This is a genomic window from Streptomyces sp. NPDC001728 (assembly GCF_040297565.1).
Lineage (GTDB): Bacteria > Actinomycetota > Actinomycetes > Streptomycetales > Streptomycetaceae > Streptomyces.
The window spans coordinates 82,675-100,189 of the sequence record NZ_JBEOZK010000012.1; the positions used below are offsets into that span (position 1 = coordinate 82,675).

A 17,515-nucleotide genomic window follows, 5' to 3' on the forward strand; every position below is an offset into this window, starting at 1 on the left:
GGGACCGCGTGAACCGAACGGTGGACGTGCTCGTCGTGGGCGCCGGACCCGCCGGGCTGGCGGCGGCCACCCGTCTCGCGGCGGCGGGCGCCGGCCGCGTCGAGGTACTGGAGCGGGAACGGACGGCGGGCGGGGTCCCCCGGCACTGCCTCCGCCCCGGGTTCGGCGCGGACGCCCTGGGCGGCCCCCTGGACGGACCGGCCTACACGCGGCGCGCCGTGCGGGCGGCGCTACGGGCAGGGGCGACCGTACGCACCGGCGTGTCGGCCACCGGCTGGGCCGGGCCGCTCACCCTGGACCTCACCGCCTCCAGCGGCCTCGAACGCGTCCGGGCGCGCGCGGTGGTCCTCGCGACCGGGGCCCGCGAACGTCCCCGCAGCGCACGGCTGGTGCCGGGCTCGCGGCCCGCGGGGGTGCTGACCTCCGGCGAACTCCAGCGGCTGACCGCCCCGTCCCGGAGGTGGCGGGAGCCCGTCGGGAGGCGGGCGGTGGTCGTCGGCGGCGAACCCGTGGCCCGGAACGCCGTACGGACGCTGCGCGCGGCCGGCGTCGAGGTGGTGGCGGTCGTCGCCGAAGGCCGGGTGCGCCGGGCCGCGTTCGGGCACGTCCCGGTGCTCGTGGACACGGCCGTGACGGAACTCCACGGCCGCGGCCGGCTCACCGGGGCCACGGTGCGGGCCGGGGACGGCCGCACGGCCACCCTGCGCTGCGACACCGTGGTCTTCACCGGCGACTGGATCCCGGACCACGAACTCGCCCGCGCCTGCGGGCTCCCGCTCGTCCCCGGCACCCGGGGACCGGCGACGGACGTGGCCTTCCGGACCGCCGAGCCCGGGGTGTTCGCGGTCGGCAACCTGCTGCACGGCGGGGAACCGGCACCGGTGGCCGCCGCCGAGGGCCGTGCGGCGGCGGACGCCGTGCTCGCCCTGCTCGACGGACGGCCCTGGCCCGACCGCGGCGTACCGGTCGAGACGGCCGGTCCCCTGCGGTGGGTGACACCCGGGCTCCTCGGCCCGGTGCCCGCGCCCCTTCTGGTACGGCCCGAGCGGCGGCTCGTACGCCCCCTCCTGACCGTCGGCCAGGACGGTGCCGTGCTGCGACGGGAGCGGCTGGACGGCACACTCACCCCCTGGCGGTCGGTGCGGCTCCCGTCCCGCTGGACGAGCGGCGTGGACCTCGCGGGCGGCCCGGTGGTGGTCCGCGCGGAGGAGTGAGACGGGGCGGCGATGCGGGGGCGACCTGGCGACGACCGCGTCCGGTGTCCAGTGTCCAACGCTGACTCCGGTGCGGGGCCCGACGGAGTGGGGCGCGACGGAGCGGGGCCGGGCTCCGAGGGTGGTCCTTCGGTCAGACTGGGTCCATGTCGGACAAACGCAGCGCGGGTCTCCTGGTCTTCCGCCGTACGACGGGCGGGGACGTCGAGGTGCTCATCGGTCACATGGGCGGGCCCCTCTGGGCGTCCCGCGAGCAGGCGGCCTGGTCGATCCCCAAGGGCGAGTACACGGCGGACGAGACGCCGGAGGCCGCCGCGCGCCGCGAGTTCCAGGAGGAACTGGGCCTTCCCGCGCCCGAGGGCGCGTGGCTGGAGCTCGGCGAGTCCCGTCAGCGCGGCGGGAAGCTCGTCACTGTCTGGGCCGTCGAGGGGACCCTCGATCCGACCGCCGTCGTGCCGGGCACCTTCACCATGGAATGGCCGCCCCGGTCCGGTGTCCGGGGCGAGTTCCCGGAGATCGACCGGGTGGGCTGGTTCGCCCCGGAGGTGGCCGCTCCGCTGCTCGTCGAGGGGCAGCGGGTGTTCCTGGAACGGCTGGTGGAGCGGCTGGCGGAACCGCCCGGCGACCGGGGCTGAGCGCCGTTGTCAGACCCGTACGAGAGGGTGGTGAGCGCCGAACTGTCGAGAGGGAGCCCGACAATGACCACGATCACCACCATCGAACGCCAGGCGGCCCAGGCGTACCTGCGGCTGCTCGAATCCACCCGGGCCGTGCTGACCGACCCCCAGCTCGCCCCGTACGCCGGGGTGATGCTCACCCGTCCGATGGCCGAGGCGGACGAGGCGCTCCGGGCGGCGGGCCTCGCGGGGAACGAGGACCGGCTGCTGAGGCTGGTCTCGTCCCTGCGGGACTCCCCCTCGACCGCATGGGGCCGCGCCGGATGAACCGGCGGGCCCCGCGCGGTCCGTCAGCGGCCGAGCCGGACGGGGAGGGCCCGGACGCTGTTGCCCACGAAACCGGAGTGGCGGGTCAGCTCGGGCTCCGGGACGGCGAGGTCCACGTCCGGGAAGCGGGTGAAGAGCGCCTCCAGGGCGACGGTCGCCTCAAGGCGGGCGAGCGGGGCGCCCAGGCAGTAGTGGGGCCCGTGGCCCAGTGAGAGGTGCTTCGCCGTCGTCGTACGGGTGAGGTCGAAGCGGTCGGCGTCGGGGCCGTGGGCCCCGGTGTCCCGGCCGGCCGCCGAGTATCCGGCCAGGACGGGAGTGCCCCGGGGGATCAGCGTGCCGTCGACCGTCAGGTCCCGGGTGGGGTAGCGGAACGGGAAGTAGCTGACCGGGCTGTCCCAGCGGAGGGTCTCCTCCACCACGTCCGCCCAGTCGGCCCGGCCCTCCTGGACCAGGGCGAGCTGGTCGCGGTGGGCGCAGAGCGCCCGGACCGCGTTGGTGACCAGGTTCAGGGTGGTCTCGTGCCCCGCGATGATCATCAGGAGCAGGGTGCCGATCAACTCGGGCTGGCTGAGCCGGTCGCCGCCCTCGTCGCGGGCGGCGATGAGGGCGCTCGTGAGGTCGTCGCCGGGGGCGGCGGCCTTCTCGGTGGCGATGGCGGCGAGGAGTTCGACCAATTCCCGGTTGGCGGCGACGGCGCGTGCGGGCTCGGTGTCGGTGGCGACGACCAGGCTGGAGAGCCGGTGCAGTCGGTCCTGATGGGCCGGGTCGACGCCGAGGAGTTCGCAGATGACGCCGAGCGGCAGCGGCAGCGCGTAGTTCCGGCGCAGGTCGGCGACGCCGTCGCCGGCTTCGGCGGCCTCGGCGAGTCCGTCGAGCAGTGCGGCGGTGACGGCCTCGACGCGGGGGCGGAGTTCGTCGACCCGGCGGGCGGTGAAGGCACTGCTGACCAGGGCCCGCAGCCGGCGGTGGTCGGCGCCGTCCGCCGTCGTCATGCCCGGCACGGTGGCGAAGGTACGCAGGGGCCAGCCCTCGGGTATCCGGCCCTCGGCGAGGGCCGTGAAGTGCTGGGGGCCCTTGGCGACCTCGGGATGGGAGAGGAAGTCGCGGAGGGCGTCATGGCCGAGTACCGCCATGCCCTCGATCCCGCCGGGCAGGACCACCGGGGCGACGGCGCCCTCGGCGAGCAGCCGGGCGTTGTCGGCGTGCGGGCAGCCGCCCGCCGGGTCCAGCCGGTACGGGGACCGGTCGGAGGCGGCGCTGTGCGGTGTGCTCACGGAGGAACTCCTGACTGAGGGGTACGGGGCCGGGGCGGTCGTCGTGGGGTGGCCGAGCGGTCGAGCATGTGCGGCAGGACGGTCACGGCGGCGCGGTCGCGCGGGGGTGGTGGAGCCGTCGATGGGGCGTTCGAGCGGTCAGATCCTACGGTCGGCCCCGGTCGGACCGCGCCGCGTTTCCCACGGTTCCCTCCTCGCCCGTACGGCCGTCCGGCCCGCCCCGTCCGAGGAGTTCGGCCAGGCCCCGGCGGGTCGCGGCCACGACGACCCGGTCACATGGGCCGAGGACCCGCTCGGGGTCCAGACGCCAGCCCTGGCGCCGGTCCGGGGCGCCCGAGCCCGAGGCCGACCCCGTACGCACGCCCGCTCCCGTACGCGAAGCCACTCCCGTACGGGCGCCCGCGCCGCCCGGGCCGGTCGGGGCTCCGGACGCCGGTCCCGACCCGTCCAGGGCGATGACCCGCCAGGATCCCGCGCGGAAGGCCTCCGCCACGGTCAGGCCGTCGAGCAGCGGATGGTCCGCGACGTCCACGGCGGCGAAGAGGAGGACCCGGCGCTCGACGGGGATCGCGCCCAGCACCCGGCGGCCCAGCATGGCGCCCGCGAAGGCGGGGGCCGCGAGGTGGGAGACGCTGCGGCTGCGCGTCAGGGCCCCGGGGTGGGCGGTGCGCAGGGTGCGGAAGACAGCGGTCGCGAAGTCGTCGTCGTACAGCCGCAGGACCACCCGGAGGTCAGGGGTGACGGCGCGGGCCGACAGCGCCGCCTCCAGGTTGGTGATGTCGACGCTGGTGAGGGCGAGCAGCGCGTGGGCCCGGTGGATGCGGGCGGCCTCCAGGACGCCCTCCTCCGTGACGTCACCGATGACGGTGGGGACGCGCAGCCGGCGGGCGACGGCGATGCCCCGGGCCTCCGGGTCGGACTCGACGCACACCACGGGGATGTTCAGTCTGCGCAGCCGGGCGAGGACCCGCGTGCCGACCTTGCCGAGGCCGAGGAGGACGACATGGCCGGAGAGCCCTCGGGGCGGGCGGCGCAGAGTGGTCGCTGTACGGAAGGTGCCGAGGCCTTCGAGGAGGGCGGCGACGATCACCGGCAGCAGGAGCAGTCCGACGAACCCGGCGAGGATCTGGAGCACCTGACGGCTGGTCGGCTCACCGACGGCCGGGTCCCCGATGGCGAAGATGTCCAGGAGCGTCAGATAGGCGGCGTGCAGCGGGTGGTCGCCGGTGGTGAGGGTGGAGGCGAGGGCCAGCGCGAGGACCGCGGCGGCGGCGCCGCTCAGGGACCAGCGGAGCCGGCGCGAGAAGAGGGACGCGACGGGCAGTGCGGAGGCGGCGAGGCGGGCGGTGGGCAGGGCGGGGCCCGCCGGGGTGACGGCTTCGAGGGTGACGGCGGCGCGGCCGGTGGCGGCGGCGACCGTGCGGTCGTCGGGCAGCAGGCGCGGGCCTTCGTCGCCGCTGCGTTCGGAGCCCTCGCAGCCCGCCGGGTCTCCGGCCGTGGCGGAGAGCAGCGCGAGCGTGCAGAGGCCGGGGTCGGGGGCCTCGCCCGCGGCGGGCAGCCGCTCGACGGCGTGCAGGAGGAGCCCGCCGGCCTGGACCACCTTGCTGGTGCCCGCGACGGCGGCGGCGGCGAGTCCCGGGGCGGCGGTGTCGACGTCGGAGAGGACGGTGGTGGCGGCGTCGAGCTTCTCGGGGTCGAGGCCCGGTTCGGCGACGGCGGCGGCCTGGTCGAGGAGGGTTTCGAGGTGCTGGCCGAGCTTGTGGTTGTAGAGCCGGATGACCAGCCGGAGCCCGGGGTTGAGGCGGCGGGCGGTGAGCGCGGCCCGGATGTTGGTCTCGTCGTCCTCGTGGACGAGGGCGAGCGCGGCGGCCCGCTCCACGCCCGCGTCCGTCAGGGCCCGGTCGTCGGCCTCCGCCGCCTCCACGACGCGGAGGGTTCCGGTGGGGTCGCCGCCGTCACCGCCTTCGGTGCTCGCCCCGGTCGTGGTGGGGACGGTGGTGCGGGCGACGGCGGCGGTGACCCGTCCGAAGAGGGCGAGGGCGCGGCCTGTGCGGGCGACGGGCGTGCGGGGCGCGTCGGGCCGTGCCGGGACCAGGAGCGTGACCCGTTCCCCGTACACCTCGTGCAGTTCGCCCGCGAGGCGGTGGGCGAGGGCGTCGTCCCCGCAGACGATCATGTGCCCGGCGGGGTCGCTGCGGGGCTGCCGCTCGGACCGGAACGCGGGGACGCCGAAGGGGCCGCCGCCGGAGGCACCGGGAGATCTGGCGGGGCCGGGGACCGGCCGGGAGGCCGGCTCGGCGGCCGGCGCCGACGGGCTCTCCGGGGGGCTGCCGGGAGGAACGGCGTTGCTCTGGTGAGGGTATGAGGGCACGTCACAAGGATGCCCCGCGCCACCGACAACGGGACGGTGGGCCGTTTCGGAGCGGCACGGAACCGGCACTGAGGCGGTACGGAAGCGGCACGGAGCGGTCAGGAGCCGCACGAAGCACGGTCCGGTGACGCTCGCTCGCGGCGACGGCGCCACACCCGTACGCCACACCCGCTACGCCGGTCGGCGCACTTCGATCTGCGCGTCCGGCGAGCCGTTCCTACGGTGGCTGAATGATCGTCACGTCAGCTGTCCGTCATGCCGCCGCCGGTTCCGCGGCGCTGCTGTTCGTGCTGCCCGTTCCGGCGGCCACGGCGTCCTCCGTCAGCTCGGCCCCGTCCGTCGCTCCGGTCACCCCCGTCTCCTCGGTCACCCCCGTCTCCTCGGTCACCCCCGTCTCCTCGGTCACCTCGGTCACCTCGGCCTCCTCCGTCGGGGAGCCGACGCCGCCCGCGCGGCAGTACGTCGACCCGGTGCGGCTCGACCGGACGGGCACGCAGGTGCAGCCCCTGCCGGGCGCGCCCGCCGTCCCCTCGGTCTCCGCCCTGTCGTGGGTGGTGGCCGACGCCTCGTCGGGCGAGGTGCTCGCCGCGCGGGACGCGCACCGGAAGCTGCCGCCGGCCAGCACCCTGAAGACGCTGTTCGCCCTCACCGCGCTCCCCCACCACGAGCCGTCCGAGCGGCACACCGTGGCCGATTCCGAGCTGACCGGGATCGGGGACGGCAGCAGCCTGGTCGGGGTGAAGGAGGGGTACACGTACAAGGTCTCGGACCTGTGGAACGGCGTGTTCCTCAGCTCGGGTAACGACGCGGTCCACGTCCTGGCCTCGATGAACGGCGGCTGGGAGTCGATGACCCGGCAGATGCAGGAGAAGGCCGTGTCGCTGGGCGCCCGCGACACGCACGTGGTGTCCCCCGACGGGTACGACGCGCCGGGGCAGGTCTCCTCGGCGTACGACCTGGCGGTGTTCGGCAGGGCCGGCCTCCAGGACCCGCAGTTCACCCGCTACTGCTCGACGCCCTACGCGGACTTCCCGGCGGGCTCCTGGTCGTACGGCATCGCGAACACCAACCGGCTGCTCACCGGCGCGGACGGCGTGAGCCGCTACCCCGGGCTCATCGGCATCAAGAACGGCTACACCAGCAACGCGGGCAACACGCTGGTCTCGGCCGCCCGGCGGGACGGCAGGACGCTGGTCGTCTCGGTGATGAACCCGCAGGGCGGAGGCGGCTTCACGGTGTACGAGGAGGCCCGCGAACTGCTCGACTGGGGCTTCGCCTCGGCCCGGCGGGTCCGGCCGGTGGGCTCGCTCCTGCCGGTCCACGCGAAGGCGGCGTCCGACGCGGGCACCCGCGCGGTGTCGGTGACCCGGGACGGCGGCGGCACCGACGCGGACAGTACGGCGCCCCGGGCCGGTGCCGAGCGGGTGACCGCTCCGGGGAAGGCGGCGCACGGCGCGGCGCCCTCGGGCACCTCGGCCGGTCTGTCGCTGGCCCTGGTGGGCTCCGCCTGCGCGGCGGCGCTCGCGCTGTGGGGCCTGCGACGGCGGGCCGCCCACCGCGCGGGCTGACCGGCCGTCCCACGGACCGCCGGTCGTGCGGCGCCGCTGGAGGCATCGGACCGGGTCGTGCCGACGACGGTTCGGTGGCCACCGTACGGTCCGGCTTCCAGCCTGCGGGGACGCCGTCCGGGAGGGTCTCGGACGGCTTTCCCCGGGGAGTGGTGTGACGACGGACCGGACGCTGGTACGGCGGATCGCGGAACGGTTCCGCAAGGTGAAGGGCGACCATCCCATGACCCCGGGCCGACGACGCGTACGTCACCGGGCAGTTCGTCTCCCTGGAGGCGCTGTGCACCTCGCGCGGCCGGGAGGCCGACGATGCCCGGCGGCTGATGCTGGCGGGGCTGCTTCCGTTGCCGGGCCATCTGCGCGGACGGTACGTCTGTCTGCACAGCGTCACTCCGGCGCACATCCGCAGGAAGGACGAGCGGGCGACCGACATCGCCGGGACTCTGGAGAGGGTCCCGGCCGATCCCTCTCCGGAGTGGCGTGCCGCCCTCCACGCGCGGGTGGACGAGCTCGATGGCCTGGAACCGGCGTTCACGGGGTACGACCGACTACGGTTCGGCGGCCCCACCTCGCGGGACACGTGCGTGGACATGCCCCGGGTCCTGTTCCCGAGCGGCGACCCGGGAGCGTGAACCACCGGGTCACCGCTCCGGTCCACCCTCCTGGTCACGCCCCCACGTACGCCGCCAGGTGCTCGCCCGTGAGTGTCGACCGCGCGGCCACGAGGTCCGCGGGGGTGCCCTCGAAGACGATGGTGCCGCCGTCGTGGCCGGCCCCGGGGCCCAGGTCGATGATCCAGTCGGCGTGGGCCATGACCGCCTGGTGGTGCTCGACGACGATGACCGACTTGCCGGAGTCCACGAGCCGGTCCAGCAGGCCGAGGAGCTGCTCGACGTCGGCGAGGTGCAGACCCGTGGTCGGCTCGTCGAGGATGTAGACGCCGCCCTTGTCGCCCATGTGCGTGGCCAGCTTGAGGCGCTGCCGCTCGCCCCCGGACAGCGTGGTGAGCGGCTGCCCGAGGCTGAGGTAGCCGAGACCGACGTCGGCGAGCCGGGCCAGGACGCGCTGGGCGGCCGGGGTCTTCGCCTCGCCGTCGGCGAAGAACTCCTCGGCCTCCGCCACGGACATCGCGAGGACCTCGCTGATGTCACGGCCGCCGAGGAGGTATTCGAGGACGGAGGCCTGGAACCGCTTGCCCTCGCAGTCCTCGCAGGTGGAGGAGACTCCGGCCATCATCCCGAGGTCGGTGTAGATGACGCCCGCGCCGTTGCAGGTGGGGCAGGCGCCCTCGGAGTTGGCGCTGAACAGGGCGGGCTTCACGCCGTTGGCCTTGGCGAAGGCCTTGCGGATCGGGTCGAGCAGTCCGGTGTACGTCGCGGGGTTGCTGCGGCGCGAACCGCGGATCGGGGTCTGGTCGATCGACACGACGTCGTCGCCCGCCGGCAGGGAGCCGTGCACGAGGGAGCTCTTGCCGGAGCCGGCGACGCCGGTGATGACGGTGAGGACCCCGAGCGGGATGTCGACGTCGACGTTCCGCAGGTTGTGGGTGGTCGCGCCCCGGATCTCCAGGGTTCCGGTCGCCTCCCGCACGCCGTCCTTGATGGAGGCCCGGTCGTCGATGTGGCGGCCGGTGACCGTGCCCGAGGCCCGCAGCGCGTGGAAGGTTCCCTCGAAGCAGACGCTGCCGCCCGCCGTTCCCGCGCCGGGGCCGAGGTCGACGACATGGTCGGCGATGGCGATCGTCTCGGGCTTGTGCTCGACGACGAGGACGGTGTTGCCCTTGTCGCGGAGCTGGAGCAGCAGCTCGTTCATCCGCTGGATGTCGTGGGGGTGCAGGCCGACGGTGGGCTCGTCGAAGACGTAGGTGACGTCGGTGAGCGAGGAGCCGAGGTGGCGGATCATCTTGACGCGCTGCGCCTCGCCGCCGGAGAGCGTGCCCGCGGCCCGGTCGAGGGAGAGGTAGCCGAGGCCGATCTCGACGAACGAGTCCAGGGTCAGCTGGAGCGCGGTGAGCAGCGGCGCCACCGAGGGTTCCGTCAGCCCCCGGACCCAGTCGGCGAGGTCGCTGATCTGCATCGCGCAGGCGTCGGCGATGCTGATCCGCTCGATCTTCGACGCCCTGGCGCCCTCGGCGAGGCGGGTGCCTTCGCACTCGGGGCACGTGGTGAAGGTGACGGCCCGTTCCACGAACGCCCGGATGTGGGGCTGCATGCCCTCCTTGTCCTTGGCCAGGAACGACTTCTGGATCCGGGGGATCAGCCCTTCGTATGTCATGTTGATGCCCGCGATCTTCATGCGGGTCGGCTCGTGGTGGAGGAAGTCCTTCAGTTCCTTCTTGGTGTACTTGCCGATCGGCTTGCCGGGGTCGACGAAGCCGGACTCGCTGTAGAGGCGGTAGTTCCAGCCGCCCGGGGTGTAGCCGGGGATGGTGAGCGCGCCCTCGTCGAGCGACTTCGTGTCGTCGTAGAGCTGGGTGAGGTCGATGTCGGAGACCGTGCCCCGGCCCTCGCAGTTCGGGCACATGCCGCCGGTGCGGTTGAAGGTGGCCTTCACGGTCGTCTTGGCGCCCCGCTCGACGGTGATGGCGCCGCTGGCCTTCACCGAGGGGACGTTGAAGGCGTAGGCGCTGGGCGGGCCGATGTGCGGCTTGCCGAGGCGGCTGAAGAGGATGCGGAGCATCGCGTTGGCGTCGGTGGCGGTGCCGACGGTGGAGCGGGGGTCGGCACCCATCCGCTGCTGGTCGACGATGATCGCGGTGGTGAGGCCGTCGAGGACGTCGACCTCGGGGCGGGAGAGCGTGGGCATGAAGCCCTGGACGAAGGCGCTGTACGTCTCGTTGATGAGGCGCTGGGACTCGGCGGCGATCGTGTCGAAGACGAGGGAGCTCTTGCCCGAACCGGAGACGCCGGTGAACACCGTGAGCCGGCGCTTCGGGATCTCGATGCTGACGTCCTTGAGGTTGTTCTCCCGTGCGCCGTGCACACGGATCAGGTCGTGCCGGTCGGCCGGGTGATCGTCCACCCTGGGGGCCTTGCTCATCGTCTCTCCACCTGTCGCGCGGGCCGAAACACGGACCGGCACCGTCCCGCCGTGTCCGACGGCGGGCGTATAGCGGGGTCCGTGGCAGCCACGCTATCGGCGGCGGGACGGGGACGCTTCTCAAATCCTGACCGACTCCGTGACCGGTGGGCTCGGGCGCACTGACCGCCCCCGTGACGCGCGGGCCCGGGCGTCCCGACGGACCCCGTGACGGGTGGGTCAGGCGCCGGGAAGGCCTTCGAGGGGCCGCCGGGTACGGGGGTGGGTTCCGGCCAGGTGGCGTTCGGCGGCGTGGACGGCATCGCGGGCGGTGCGCTCTCCCATGAGGACGCACAGCGTGTACGCCGTGTCCTCGAAGCGCCGGCGGGCCGACAGGTCGCACGGCCTGGCCAGTACGGTCCGCTCCTGGTCGCGGTAGTGCCGGAGCAGCCGGTCGACCGTGTTCCTGTCGGGCAGCAGCATGGGGGTACTCCTGTCTCCTGAGTCGCTCCATACTCCCGGTCGACGGCCACACTCGCGACCTGCACGGACACGCTGTGTGACGGAGCCTGTGCGGGGACCCTGCCCGGGGTGCGGTTCCGCCGCGTATGGCGGAGGGTCGGAGACATGAACCCGAGCGCGATTTCGCGGGTGGTCGTCACCGGCGCCACCGGCAACGTGGGGACGAGCCTGGTCCGGGTCCTGGCGCGCGATCCGCGTGTCGGCTCGGTCCTGGGGCTCGCCCGTCGGCGGCCCGGCCTGGAGATCCCCGGGGTGAACTGGGCCGAGGTGGACCTCTCCCGCGAGGGGGACGAGCCGCGGCTCGCGCGGTACGTCGCCGAGGCGGACGCGGTGGTGCACCTGGCCTGGCGCTTCGGACCGACCCGCGATCCGCTGGAGACCTGGCGGACGAATGTGCTCGGCGCGGTGCGGGTCTTCGACGCGGTCGCGGCGGCGCGGGTGCCGGTCCTGGTGCACGCCTCCTCGGTGGGGGCGTACTCCCCCGGTCCCCTCGGCGGTACCCCGGTGTCCGAGGCGTGGCCGACGCACGGCTGGCCGGGGGCCGCGTACACCCGGGAGAAGGCGTATCTGGAGCGGGTCCTCGACACCTTCGAGCGCGATCATCCGCTGATCCGGGTGGTACGGATGCGCCCGGCGTTCCTGTTCAAGGAGGAGTCGGCGAGCGGGCAGCGGCGGGTCTTCGCGGGGCGGTTCTTCCCCGGGCAGCTGATGCGGCCCGATCTGCTGCCGCTGCTCCCCGAGTTCAAGGGGCTCCGTTTCCAGGTCCTGCACACCGAGGACGCGGCCGAGGCCTACCTCCGGGCGCTGCTGCGGGACGTCCGGGGCGCGTTCAACCTGGCCGCCGAGCCGGTGATCGACGCGGCGGCCCTGGGCGAGCTGCTGAACGCCCGGCCGGTCCGGGTGCCGGCGGTCGCCGTGCGGGGCGCCCTGTCGGCGGCATGGCGGCTGAGGCTCGCCCAGGCGCCCCCCGGGCTCTTCGACGCGCTGCGGCAGATGCCGCTCCTGGCGACCGAGCGGGCCCGCCGGGAGCTGCAGTGGGAGCCGTCGCGGAGTTCTCTCGAGACGCTGGAGGCGTTCCTGCGCGGGGTCCGCGCGGGCGCGGGTGACGACACGGGGCCCCTGGCGGGGCATCGGATCGGCTGAACCGCCCTCGGTCGCCGGATCCCGGCCGGGGCGGGCGTCAGCGGGCGAGGGCGGGCCAGTCGACGAGGCGGATCGCCGCGCCCGCCGCCTCCCGGCCCCGGCAGTGCGCGCGGTGGCGGCGCATGACCGCGTCGATGTCGAGGCAGCGGCCGAACTCGGGGCGCGCGGCGAGCCGTCGGGCGTACGCCCACAGGGCCGGGTGTGCGGCGACGCGGTCCATGGCGGCGGCGTCCAGGTGCCAGCGGTGGACGGTGTCGAGCTGGACCAGGGTGGCCCAGACGTGGACGTCCGCGGCGGTCGGCGCGTCGCCGAGCACGTACGGGGTACGGACGAGCCGGCGTTCCAGGGAGCCGAGGGCGGCGAAGAGGGCGGTGAGCGGGTCACGGTGAGCGGCCTCGCCGGCGATCCCGAGTTCGCCCGCGCGCTGGGCGGCCCGGTTGACGCTGCGTTCGCACAGGTCGGCGATGGCCTCGATGGCGCCGCGCTGTTCCTCGGGCAGCAGGTCCGGGCCTTCGCCACGGAAGCGGAGGGCGAGGTCGCGCAGGATGTCGGGGGTGTGGGTGCTGACGATCCGTCCGGTCCATCGGTCGCTGAGGACGGGTGCGGCGGCGGGCCCCTCGTAGAGGTACGCGCTCGCCTCGTACAGCGGGCGGAGCACGGCGTATCCGCCGTCGGGCGTGTCGGGGGTCTCGGGCAGGACGGTGAGCGGGAGCGTGTCGTCGAGTCCGAGGAGGCTGTGGGTGAGCGCGATCCTCAGACAGCCCGGGGCGGAAGGTGCGACATGGAGGCGATAGCGGTGCGGTGCGGCGTAGTGGCCGCTGTGCACGTCGCGGCCGATCCGGCCGCGGAAGGCGGGGACGGCGGAGGCGGGCAGCAGCGAGGACGGGACGACGGACATGCTTCTCCCTTGGGGGTGCTCGGTGCTGGGCCGGGCGGCGGGCGACGGCACCGGTCGCGGACGGGCGACGGCGGTGCGGGCGGCACGGGGCCCGGGGGCGGCAGGGGTACGGGAAGGAGGAGACGCGCACGGACTCTAGGTGGAGCCGGCGGAGCTGTTCCGGCCACACGCGGACCTCGAACGGGCCTCGGACGTGGTGGACGAACGTCTCAGCGGGTGGGACGGACGTTCACGCCAGGACGCCCCGCGGAGGGGCGACGCGCCGGAGTCCGGCCCCGCGAGGCCGACTCGCCGCGCTGCAGACCCGCAGCAGGTCGATGTGGCGGCGCGAGGTGAGGCGGGGCACGGAGCGCGGGAGGGGCACGGCGTGCGCGGTGTCCCGCCGGCCGGTGCGTCCCATGGTTCCCTACCTGTTCACTCGGGTTTTCCGTCCTTGAGTGTCCGACCGGCCGGGGGCGGCGTCAAGGTGCGGAACACGCCGTCCTCCCGGCCCCGCCCGTGCGGAATAATGCGCGCATGCGCATTTCAGCCAGGGCCGACTACGCGGTACGGGCCGCTCTCCAGCTCGCCGCCGCCCAGGACGCCGGGCCGCTGAAGGCCGAGGCGATCGCCGAGGGCCAGGGCATCTCGCACAAGTTCCTGGAGAGCATCCTCGGCGACATGCGCAAGGGCGGCCTGGTGCGGAGCCAGCGCGGTGGCAACGGCGGGTACTGGCTGGCCAGGCCGGCCGAGACGATCTCGGTCGCGGAGGTCGTCCGCTGCGTGGACGGCCCGCTGGTCTCCGTACGCGGGGAGCGACCGCCGGACCTGTCGTACACGGGCCCGGCCGAGTCGCTGCTGCCCCTGTGGATCGCCCTGCGGGCCGGTGTCCGCCAGGTGCTCGGGGTCTCGCTCGCCGAGGTGGCGGCGGCCCGGCTGCCGGAGGGGATCGCGGCGCTCACGGACGACCCGGAGGCCTGGACTAACCCCTGACCTTCGTGATCAACCCTCCCCCACCTGCGGCGACTTGCCGTCGTCTCGCGCATCAGGACGCTCTTGTCCAGCCCATGGACGCCCCTTGGGGCGGAGTGACCAGCTCTGCCACTATCCCTACTGTTCCACTGGGGATTACAGAATCAGGTGAGGTGACGTGAGTACGTCGAGGAAATCGCCGAAGAGACCAGCGGCACGCACCACTTCCGCACCTGCCCACCGGCTCCCCGACGACGACTTCTGGCCCCGCGTCACCCGCGAACTCGCCGACGACCTCGCCGTCGACGCGCTCGCCAGGGACCGGGCGGGCAAGGCGCCGTTCGACGAGGTCGCCCGGCTCCAGGAAGCAGGGCTGCCGGCCCTGCTCACCGCCCCCGGACCGGACCGCAGGGGCGCCGACTGGCGGGCCGCCTGCGCGGTCGTACGGGAGATCTCCGCCGCCGACAGCTCCGTGGGCGAACTCCTCGCCCACCACTACGCGCTCTCCTGGAGCAGCCGCTTCCTCGACCCGGTCCGCGCGGCCGGCGCCCCGCTCGACGTACGGACCGCCGAGGAGAACTGGCTGCTCGCCGGGGGCGTCGAACCGCCCCGCGCGGAGACCGGCCCCGGCCTCGCGCTCACCCCGGCGGACGGCGAAGGAGGCGGCTGGGTCCTCGAAGGAAGCCGTACGTTCTCCTCCGCCGTCGCCGTGGCGGACCGGCTGGTCGTCGGGGCGCGCGCCGAGGGCACCGGCGATCTGCTGGTCGTCCTGGTGGACCCCGCCGCGCCCGGGGTGTTCACCGAGCCCGGGGCGGACCGGGTCGGCCAACGGCTCGCCGGGGCGGGCACCGTGACCTTCGACCGGGTGCCCCTCGCACCCGGGCAGGTCCTCGGCACGCTCCCCCACGACGAGCACGCCGTCGCGCCCTTCTCCGGCCTCGCCCCGCTCGCCCTGCGGTTGCTCCTGGTCCATGTCGGCCTCGGCATCGCCGAGGGGGCGCTCGCCGAGGCCCGGGACATCAGCCGCGCCGGACAGGCGGGACCGCGCCCGGACGGTCACCCGGACCGCCCCGCCACGGACGGCTCCGTGCCGACCGGCGCCGGGGACGATCCGTACCTGCTGCTGGCCTACGGGGAACTGGCGACGGCCGCGCACGCCGCCGCCGCCGTGGTGGAGCGGGCGACCGACGCCCTGACGCGCGGTCTGCTCGCCGCGTGGACGCTCGGCGTGGAAGAAGGGGCCGACATCGCCGTCCTGGTGGCGGCCGCCGAGACGGTCGCCGGCCGGGCGGCCGTCCACATCACCACCCGCGTCCTGGAACTCGTCGAGGGCACGGCGGGCGCCCAAGCCGGCACCGGCGGTCCCGGCTTCGACCGTTTCTGGCGCAACGCCCGCACTCTCACCGCTCCCACCCAGGCGGCCCACCGGCTGCGGGACATCGGCGACCACTACCTCAACGGGACCCACGCCCGGCTCACCCTGCTCGCCTGACGGTGGGGCCCGCCGGGGCACGAAGGGCCGGACGGACCGGCATGTCGGGACGTCCGGCCCTCTCGCCGGGCGGCCGATGGGCCCAAGCTGGAGGGAAGAGGGCCCGACCACCGGGCGGGCCCGTCACCGCACCGACGGAGGCAGCCTGATGAGTCGTGAGATCGTCGCAGGAGTGGACGGTTCCCCGGAGAGCCTCGCCGCGGCCGGCTGGGCCGCGCGCGAGGCTCTCCACCGGGGGCTCCCGCTGCGGCTCGCGCACGCCTGGCGCTGGGAACCGCTCGACCTCCCCCTGGTCCAGGACCGTGACACCCAGGAGCGGGCCGCCGAGGCGGTCCTGCGCGAGGCGGAGGCCACCGTCGCCGGACGGTACCCCGGAATCGCGCTCTCGGCCGAGGTCCTTCCCGACACGCCGGTCGCCGCGCTGCTCGGCGCCGAGGAGCGCGCCGAGATGCTCGTGATCGGCTCGCGCGGGCACGGCGCCGTCGCCGGCTTCCTGCTCGGCTCGTACGGCCAGCAGATCATCGCCGCCGCCACCCGCCCCGTCGTGGCCGTCCGCTCCCGCGACGGCGAGCCGGCCGAACCGCCCACCGGACACGTGGTCGTCGGCCAGCTCGGCAGCCCGGAGGACAGCGCCGCCGCCCTCGGCTTCGCCTTCGCGACCGCCGCCGCGCGCGGGGCGTCCGTCCGGGCCGTCCGGGCGTGGAGCCTGCCGCCGCTCTACGCGTACAGCCCGGCCTCCATGCGGCTCGCCGACGAGGCCGGCGGGCTCGTCCCGTACGAGGAGAAGGCCCTGCGCGAGGCCCTCGCGCCCTGGCGCGAGCGGTACCCGGACGTGTCCGTCACCGAGCACGTCGAACTCGGCAGCGCCGGGCAGGTGCTGCTCTCCGCCTCCGGGGCCGCGCAGCTCCTGGTGGTCGGCCGGCGCGCCAAGCGGGGCGCCGTCGGGCCCCGGATCGGTTCCGTGGCACACGCGGCGCTGCACCTCGCCCCGTGTCCGGTGGCGGTGGTCCCCCAGGGCTGAAAGGGTGCCGTAAGGACGGGCGCGTCGGGTTGACGCGCCAGGTTGACGAGGAGTGTCGGGGCGGCCGGGTCCGGAAAGTGTTATCGCCGTCGCCCCGGTGGCTCTCCCCAGCGCCGGACCGTCCGGCGACCAAGGCGAGAGAGCGGAGCTCCATGCGGCACCACGACGACCCCGGCCACCCCGACACCCCCGAACACGGCCCGCACCCCGACCCCTTCGCGCGGGACCAGGAGGGCCGGGCGGGCGGCCGGCACCGCAAGGGCGGCGGCGCGCGGCGGCGGCGTCCGGCGCGCCGCACGTCGTTCCGTACCGGTGTCACCGTGGCCGGGGCCGCGGCGGCCGTGCTGACGGTGACGACGGGCGTGTACGTGGCCTCCGTCGGATCCGGTCCCACGGTCGGCGCGCCTCCGGCCGTGGCGCCGGTCGCGCCGCCCGGGGCCACCGGCGCCGCCGGGGACGTGAACGCCGCTTCGGAGGCCGTACGGGAGGCGACCCCGTTCACCGGGCCCCCGGCCTCGACCGCGCCGACGCCCGCCTCCCACAAAGCCGGGGCCACGCCGGGCGGCGCCACGCCGTCGGGCGCGGTTCCGGGAACACGGCCGAAGGCGGAGTCGGAACGGCGGCAGGAGGAACGGGCCCCCGTACGGCCCCAGGGGCGGCAGCCGGAGCAGCAGGGTGGGACGCCCGGGGCGGGAGTGCCCGCGGGGAAGCCCGCCCGGTACGTCCAGGAGGTCGTCGCCCTCGCCAACGTCGAGCGCGCGAAGGCCGGTTGCGGGCCGCTCCGCGCCGAGAGTCGTCTGCGGGCCGCCGCCCAGGCGCACGCCGACGACATGGCGGCCAGGGACTACTACGAGCATGACAGTCCGGAGGGCCGGGACGCCGGTGACCGGATGAGCGGCGCCGGGTACGCGTGGTCGACCTGGGGCGAGAACATCCACCGCGGGCCGAAGACCCCGGCGCGGGCCATGGAGGACTGGATGGACAGCCCCGGCCACCGGGCGAACATCCTCAACTGCTCCTTCAAGGACATCGGCGTCGGGGTCACCCTCACCGCCAACGGCCCCTGGTGGGTCCAGGACTTCGGCGCCAAGCGGTAACG

At 74.9% G+C, this 17,515-nt stretch carries 16 protein-coding genes; 10 read left to right on the plus strand and 6 right to left on the minus strand.

Translation table 11 applies throughout. The features are described from left to right. The first annotated feature begins 8 nt into the window (after positions 1–8). The 3 genes from ABT154_RS19570 to ABT154_RS19580 all read left to right on the plus strand — a co-directional run bounded on the left by ABT154_RS19570 (position 9) and on the right by ABT154_RS19580 (position 2,158). Positions 9–1,214, plus strand: coding sequence for an FAD-dependent oxidoreductase (locus ABT154_RS19570; protein WP_351858088.1), 1,206 nt, complete (start codon positions 9–11; stop codon positions 1,212–1,214). A gap of 146 nt (positions 1,215–1,360) precedes the next feature. Continuing rightward, positions 1,361–1,849, plus strand: coding sequence for an NUDIX hydrolase (locus ABT154_RS19575; protein ID WP_351858089.1), 489 nt, complete (start codon positions 1,361–1,363; stop codon positions 1,847–1,849). 63 nt (positions 1,850–1,912) lie between these two features. Then, positions 1,913–2,158, plus strand: coding sequence for a hypothetical protein (locus ABT154_RS19580; RefSeq protein ID WP_351858090.1), 246 nt, complete (start codon positions 1,913–1,915; stop codon positions 2,156–2,158). Positions 2,159–2,181: 23 nt separating this feature from the next. On the opposite strand, the gene ABT154_RS19585 is transcribed toward ABT154_RS19580, so the two are convergent. Then, positions 2,182–3,432 (minus strand): cytochrome P450 family protein, encoded by a 1,251-nt coding sequence (locus tag ABT154_RS19585; RefSeq protein WP_351858091.1) that lies wholly within the window; start codon positions 3,430–3,432, stop codon positions 2,182–2,184. Between the two features lie 145 nt (positions 3,433–3,577). After that, positions 3,578–5,608 (minus strand): potassium channel family protein, encoded by a 2,031-nt coding sequence (locus tag ABT154_RS19590; protein WP_351858189.1) that lies wholly within the window; start codon positions 5,606–5,608, stop codon positions 3,578–3,580. Between the two features lie 425 nt (positions 5,609–6,033). On the opposite strand from ABT154_RS19590, the gene ABT154_RS19595 reads away from it, so the two are divergent. Both ABT154_RS19595 and ABT154_RS19600 read left to right on the plus strand, forming a co-directional pair. Next, the gene (locus tag ABT154_RS19595; protein WP_351858092.1) at positions 6,034–7,371 is read left to right on the plus strand and encodes a D-alanyl-D-alanine carboxypeptidase family protein; all 1,338 of its coding nucleotides are present in this window, start codon (positions 6,034–6,036) and stop codon (positions 7,369–7,371) included. A 323-nt stretch (positions 7,372–7,694) separates the two neighbouring features. Then, a complete protein-coding gene (locus tag ABT154_RS19600) occupies positions 7,695–8,003 on the plus strand; it encodes a DUF6058 family natural product biosynthesis protein (RefSeq protein ID WP_351858093.1) in 309 nt (102 codons plus the stop codon). 34 nt (positions 8,004–8,037) lie between these two features. On the opposite strand, the gene ABT154_RS19605 is transcribed toward ABT154_RS19600, so the two are convergent. Both ABT154_RS19605 and ABT154_RS19610 read right to left on the minus strand, forming a co-directional pair. Next, complete coding sequence (locus ABT154_RS19605) at positions 8,038–10,410, minus strand: ATP-binding cassette domain-containing protein (RefSeq protein WP_351858094.1); 2,373 nt, start codon at positions 10,408–10,410, stop codon at positions 8,038–8,040. Between the two features lie 219 nt (positions 10,411–10,629). Next, positions 10,630–10,872, minus strand: coding sequence for a DUF5133 domain-containing protein (locus ABT154_RS19610; protein ID WP_351858095.1), 243 nt, complete (start codon positions 10,870–10,872; stop codon positions 10,630–10,632). 144 nt (positions 10,873–11,016) lie between these two features. On the opposite strand from ABT154_RS19610, the gene ABT154_RS19615 reads away from it, so the two are divergent. Beyond that, positions 11,017–12,054 (plus strand): NAD-dependent epimerase/dehydratase family protein, encoded by a 1,038-nt coding sequence (locus tag ABT154_RS19615; protein ID WP_351858096.1) that lies wholly within the window; start codon positions 11,017–11,019, stop codon positions 12,052–12,054. Positions 12,055–12,091: 37 nt separating this feature from the next. Here the strand turns inward: ABT154_RS19615 and ABT154_RS19620 are convergent, their stop codons facing one another. Together ABT154_RS19620 and ABT154_RS19625 are read right to left on the minus strand one after the other, a co-directional pair. Further along, positions 12,092–12,952 carry a glutathione S-transferase C-terminal domain-containing protein gene (locus ABT154_RS19620; RefSeq protein WP_351858097.1) on the minus strand — a complete coding sequence of 287 codons (861 nt, stop codon included), beginning with the start codon at positions 12,950–12,952 and terminating at the stop codon, positions 12,092–12,094. A 229-nt stretch (positions 12,953–13,181) separates the two neighbouring features. After that, on the minus strand, positions 13,182–13,352 hold the full coding sequence (locus tag ABT154_RS19625; RefSeq protein ID WP_351858098.1) for a hypothetical protein: 171 nt from the start codon (positions 13,350–13,352) through the stop codon (positions 13,182–13,184). A 116-nt stretch (positions 13,353–13,468) separates the two neighbouring features. Between ABT154_RS19625 and ABT154_RS19630 the strand changes: the two genes are divergently transcribed. From ABT154_RS19630 to ABT154_RS19645, 4 genes are all read left to right on the plus strand, one after another. Further along, a complete protein-coding gene (locus ABT154_RS19630; protein ID WP_351858099.1) occupies positions 13,469–13,924 on the plus strand; it encodes an RrF2 family transcriptional regulator in 456 nt (151 codons plus the stop codon). A 157-nt stretch (positions 13,925–14,081) separates the two neighbouring features. After that, positions 14,082–15,395 (plus strand): acyl-CoA dehydrogenase family protein, encoded by a 1,314-nt coding sequence (locus ABT154_RS19635; protein WP_351858100.1) that lies wholly within the window; start codon positions 14,082–14,084, stop codon positions 15,393–15,395. A 148-nt stretch (positions 15,396–15,543) separates the two neighbouring features. After that, positions 15,544–16,416 carry a universal stress protein gene (locus tag ABT154_RS19640; RefSeq protein WP_351858101.1) on the plus strand — a complete coding sequence of 291 codons (873 nt, stop codon included), beginning with the start codon at positions 15,544–15,546 and terminating at the stop codon, positions 16,414–16,416. A gap of 152 nt (positions 16,417–16,568) precedes the next feature. Continuing rightward, positions 16,569–17,513: a CAP domain-containing protein gene (locus tag ABT154_RS19645; protein WP_351858102.1), complete on the plus strand. Its 945-nt coding sequence runs from the start codon at positions 16,569–16,571 to the stop codon at positions 17,511–17,513. The last annotated feature ends 2 nt before the right edge of the window (positions 17,514–17,515 follow it).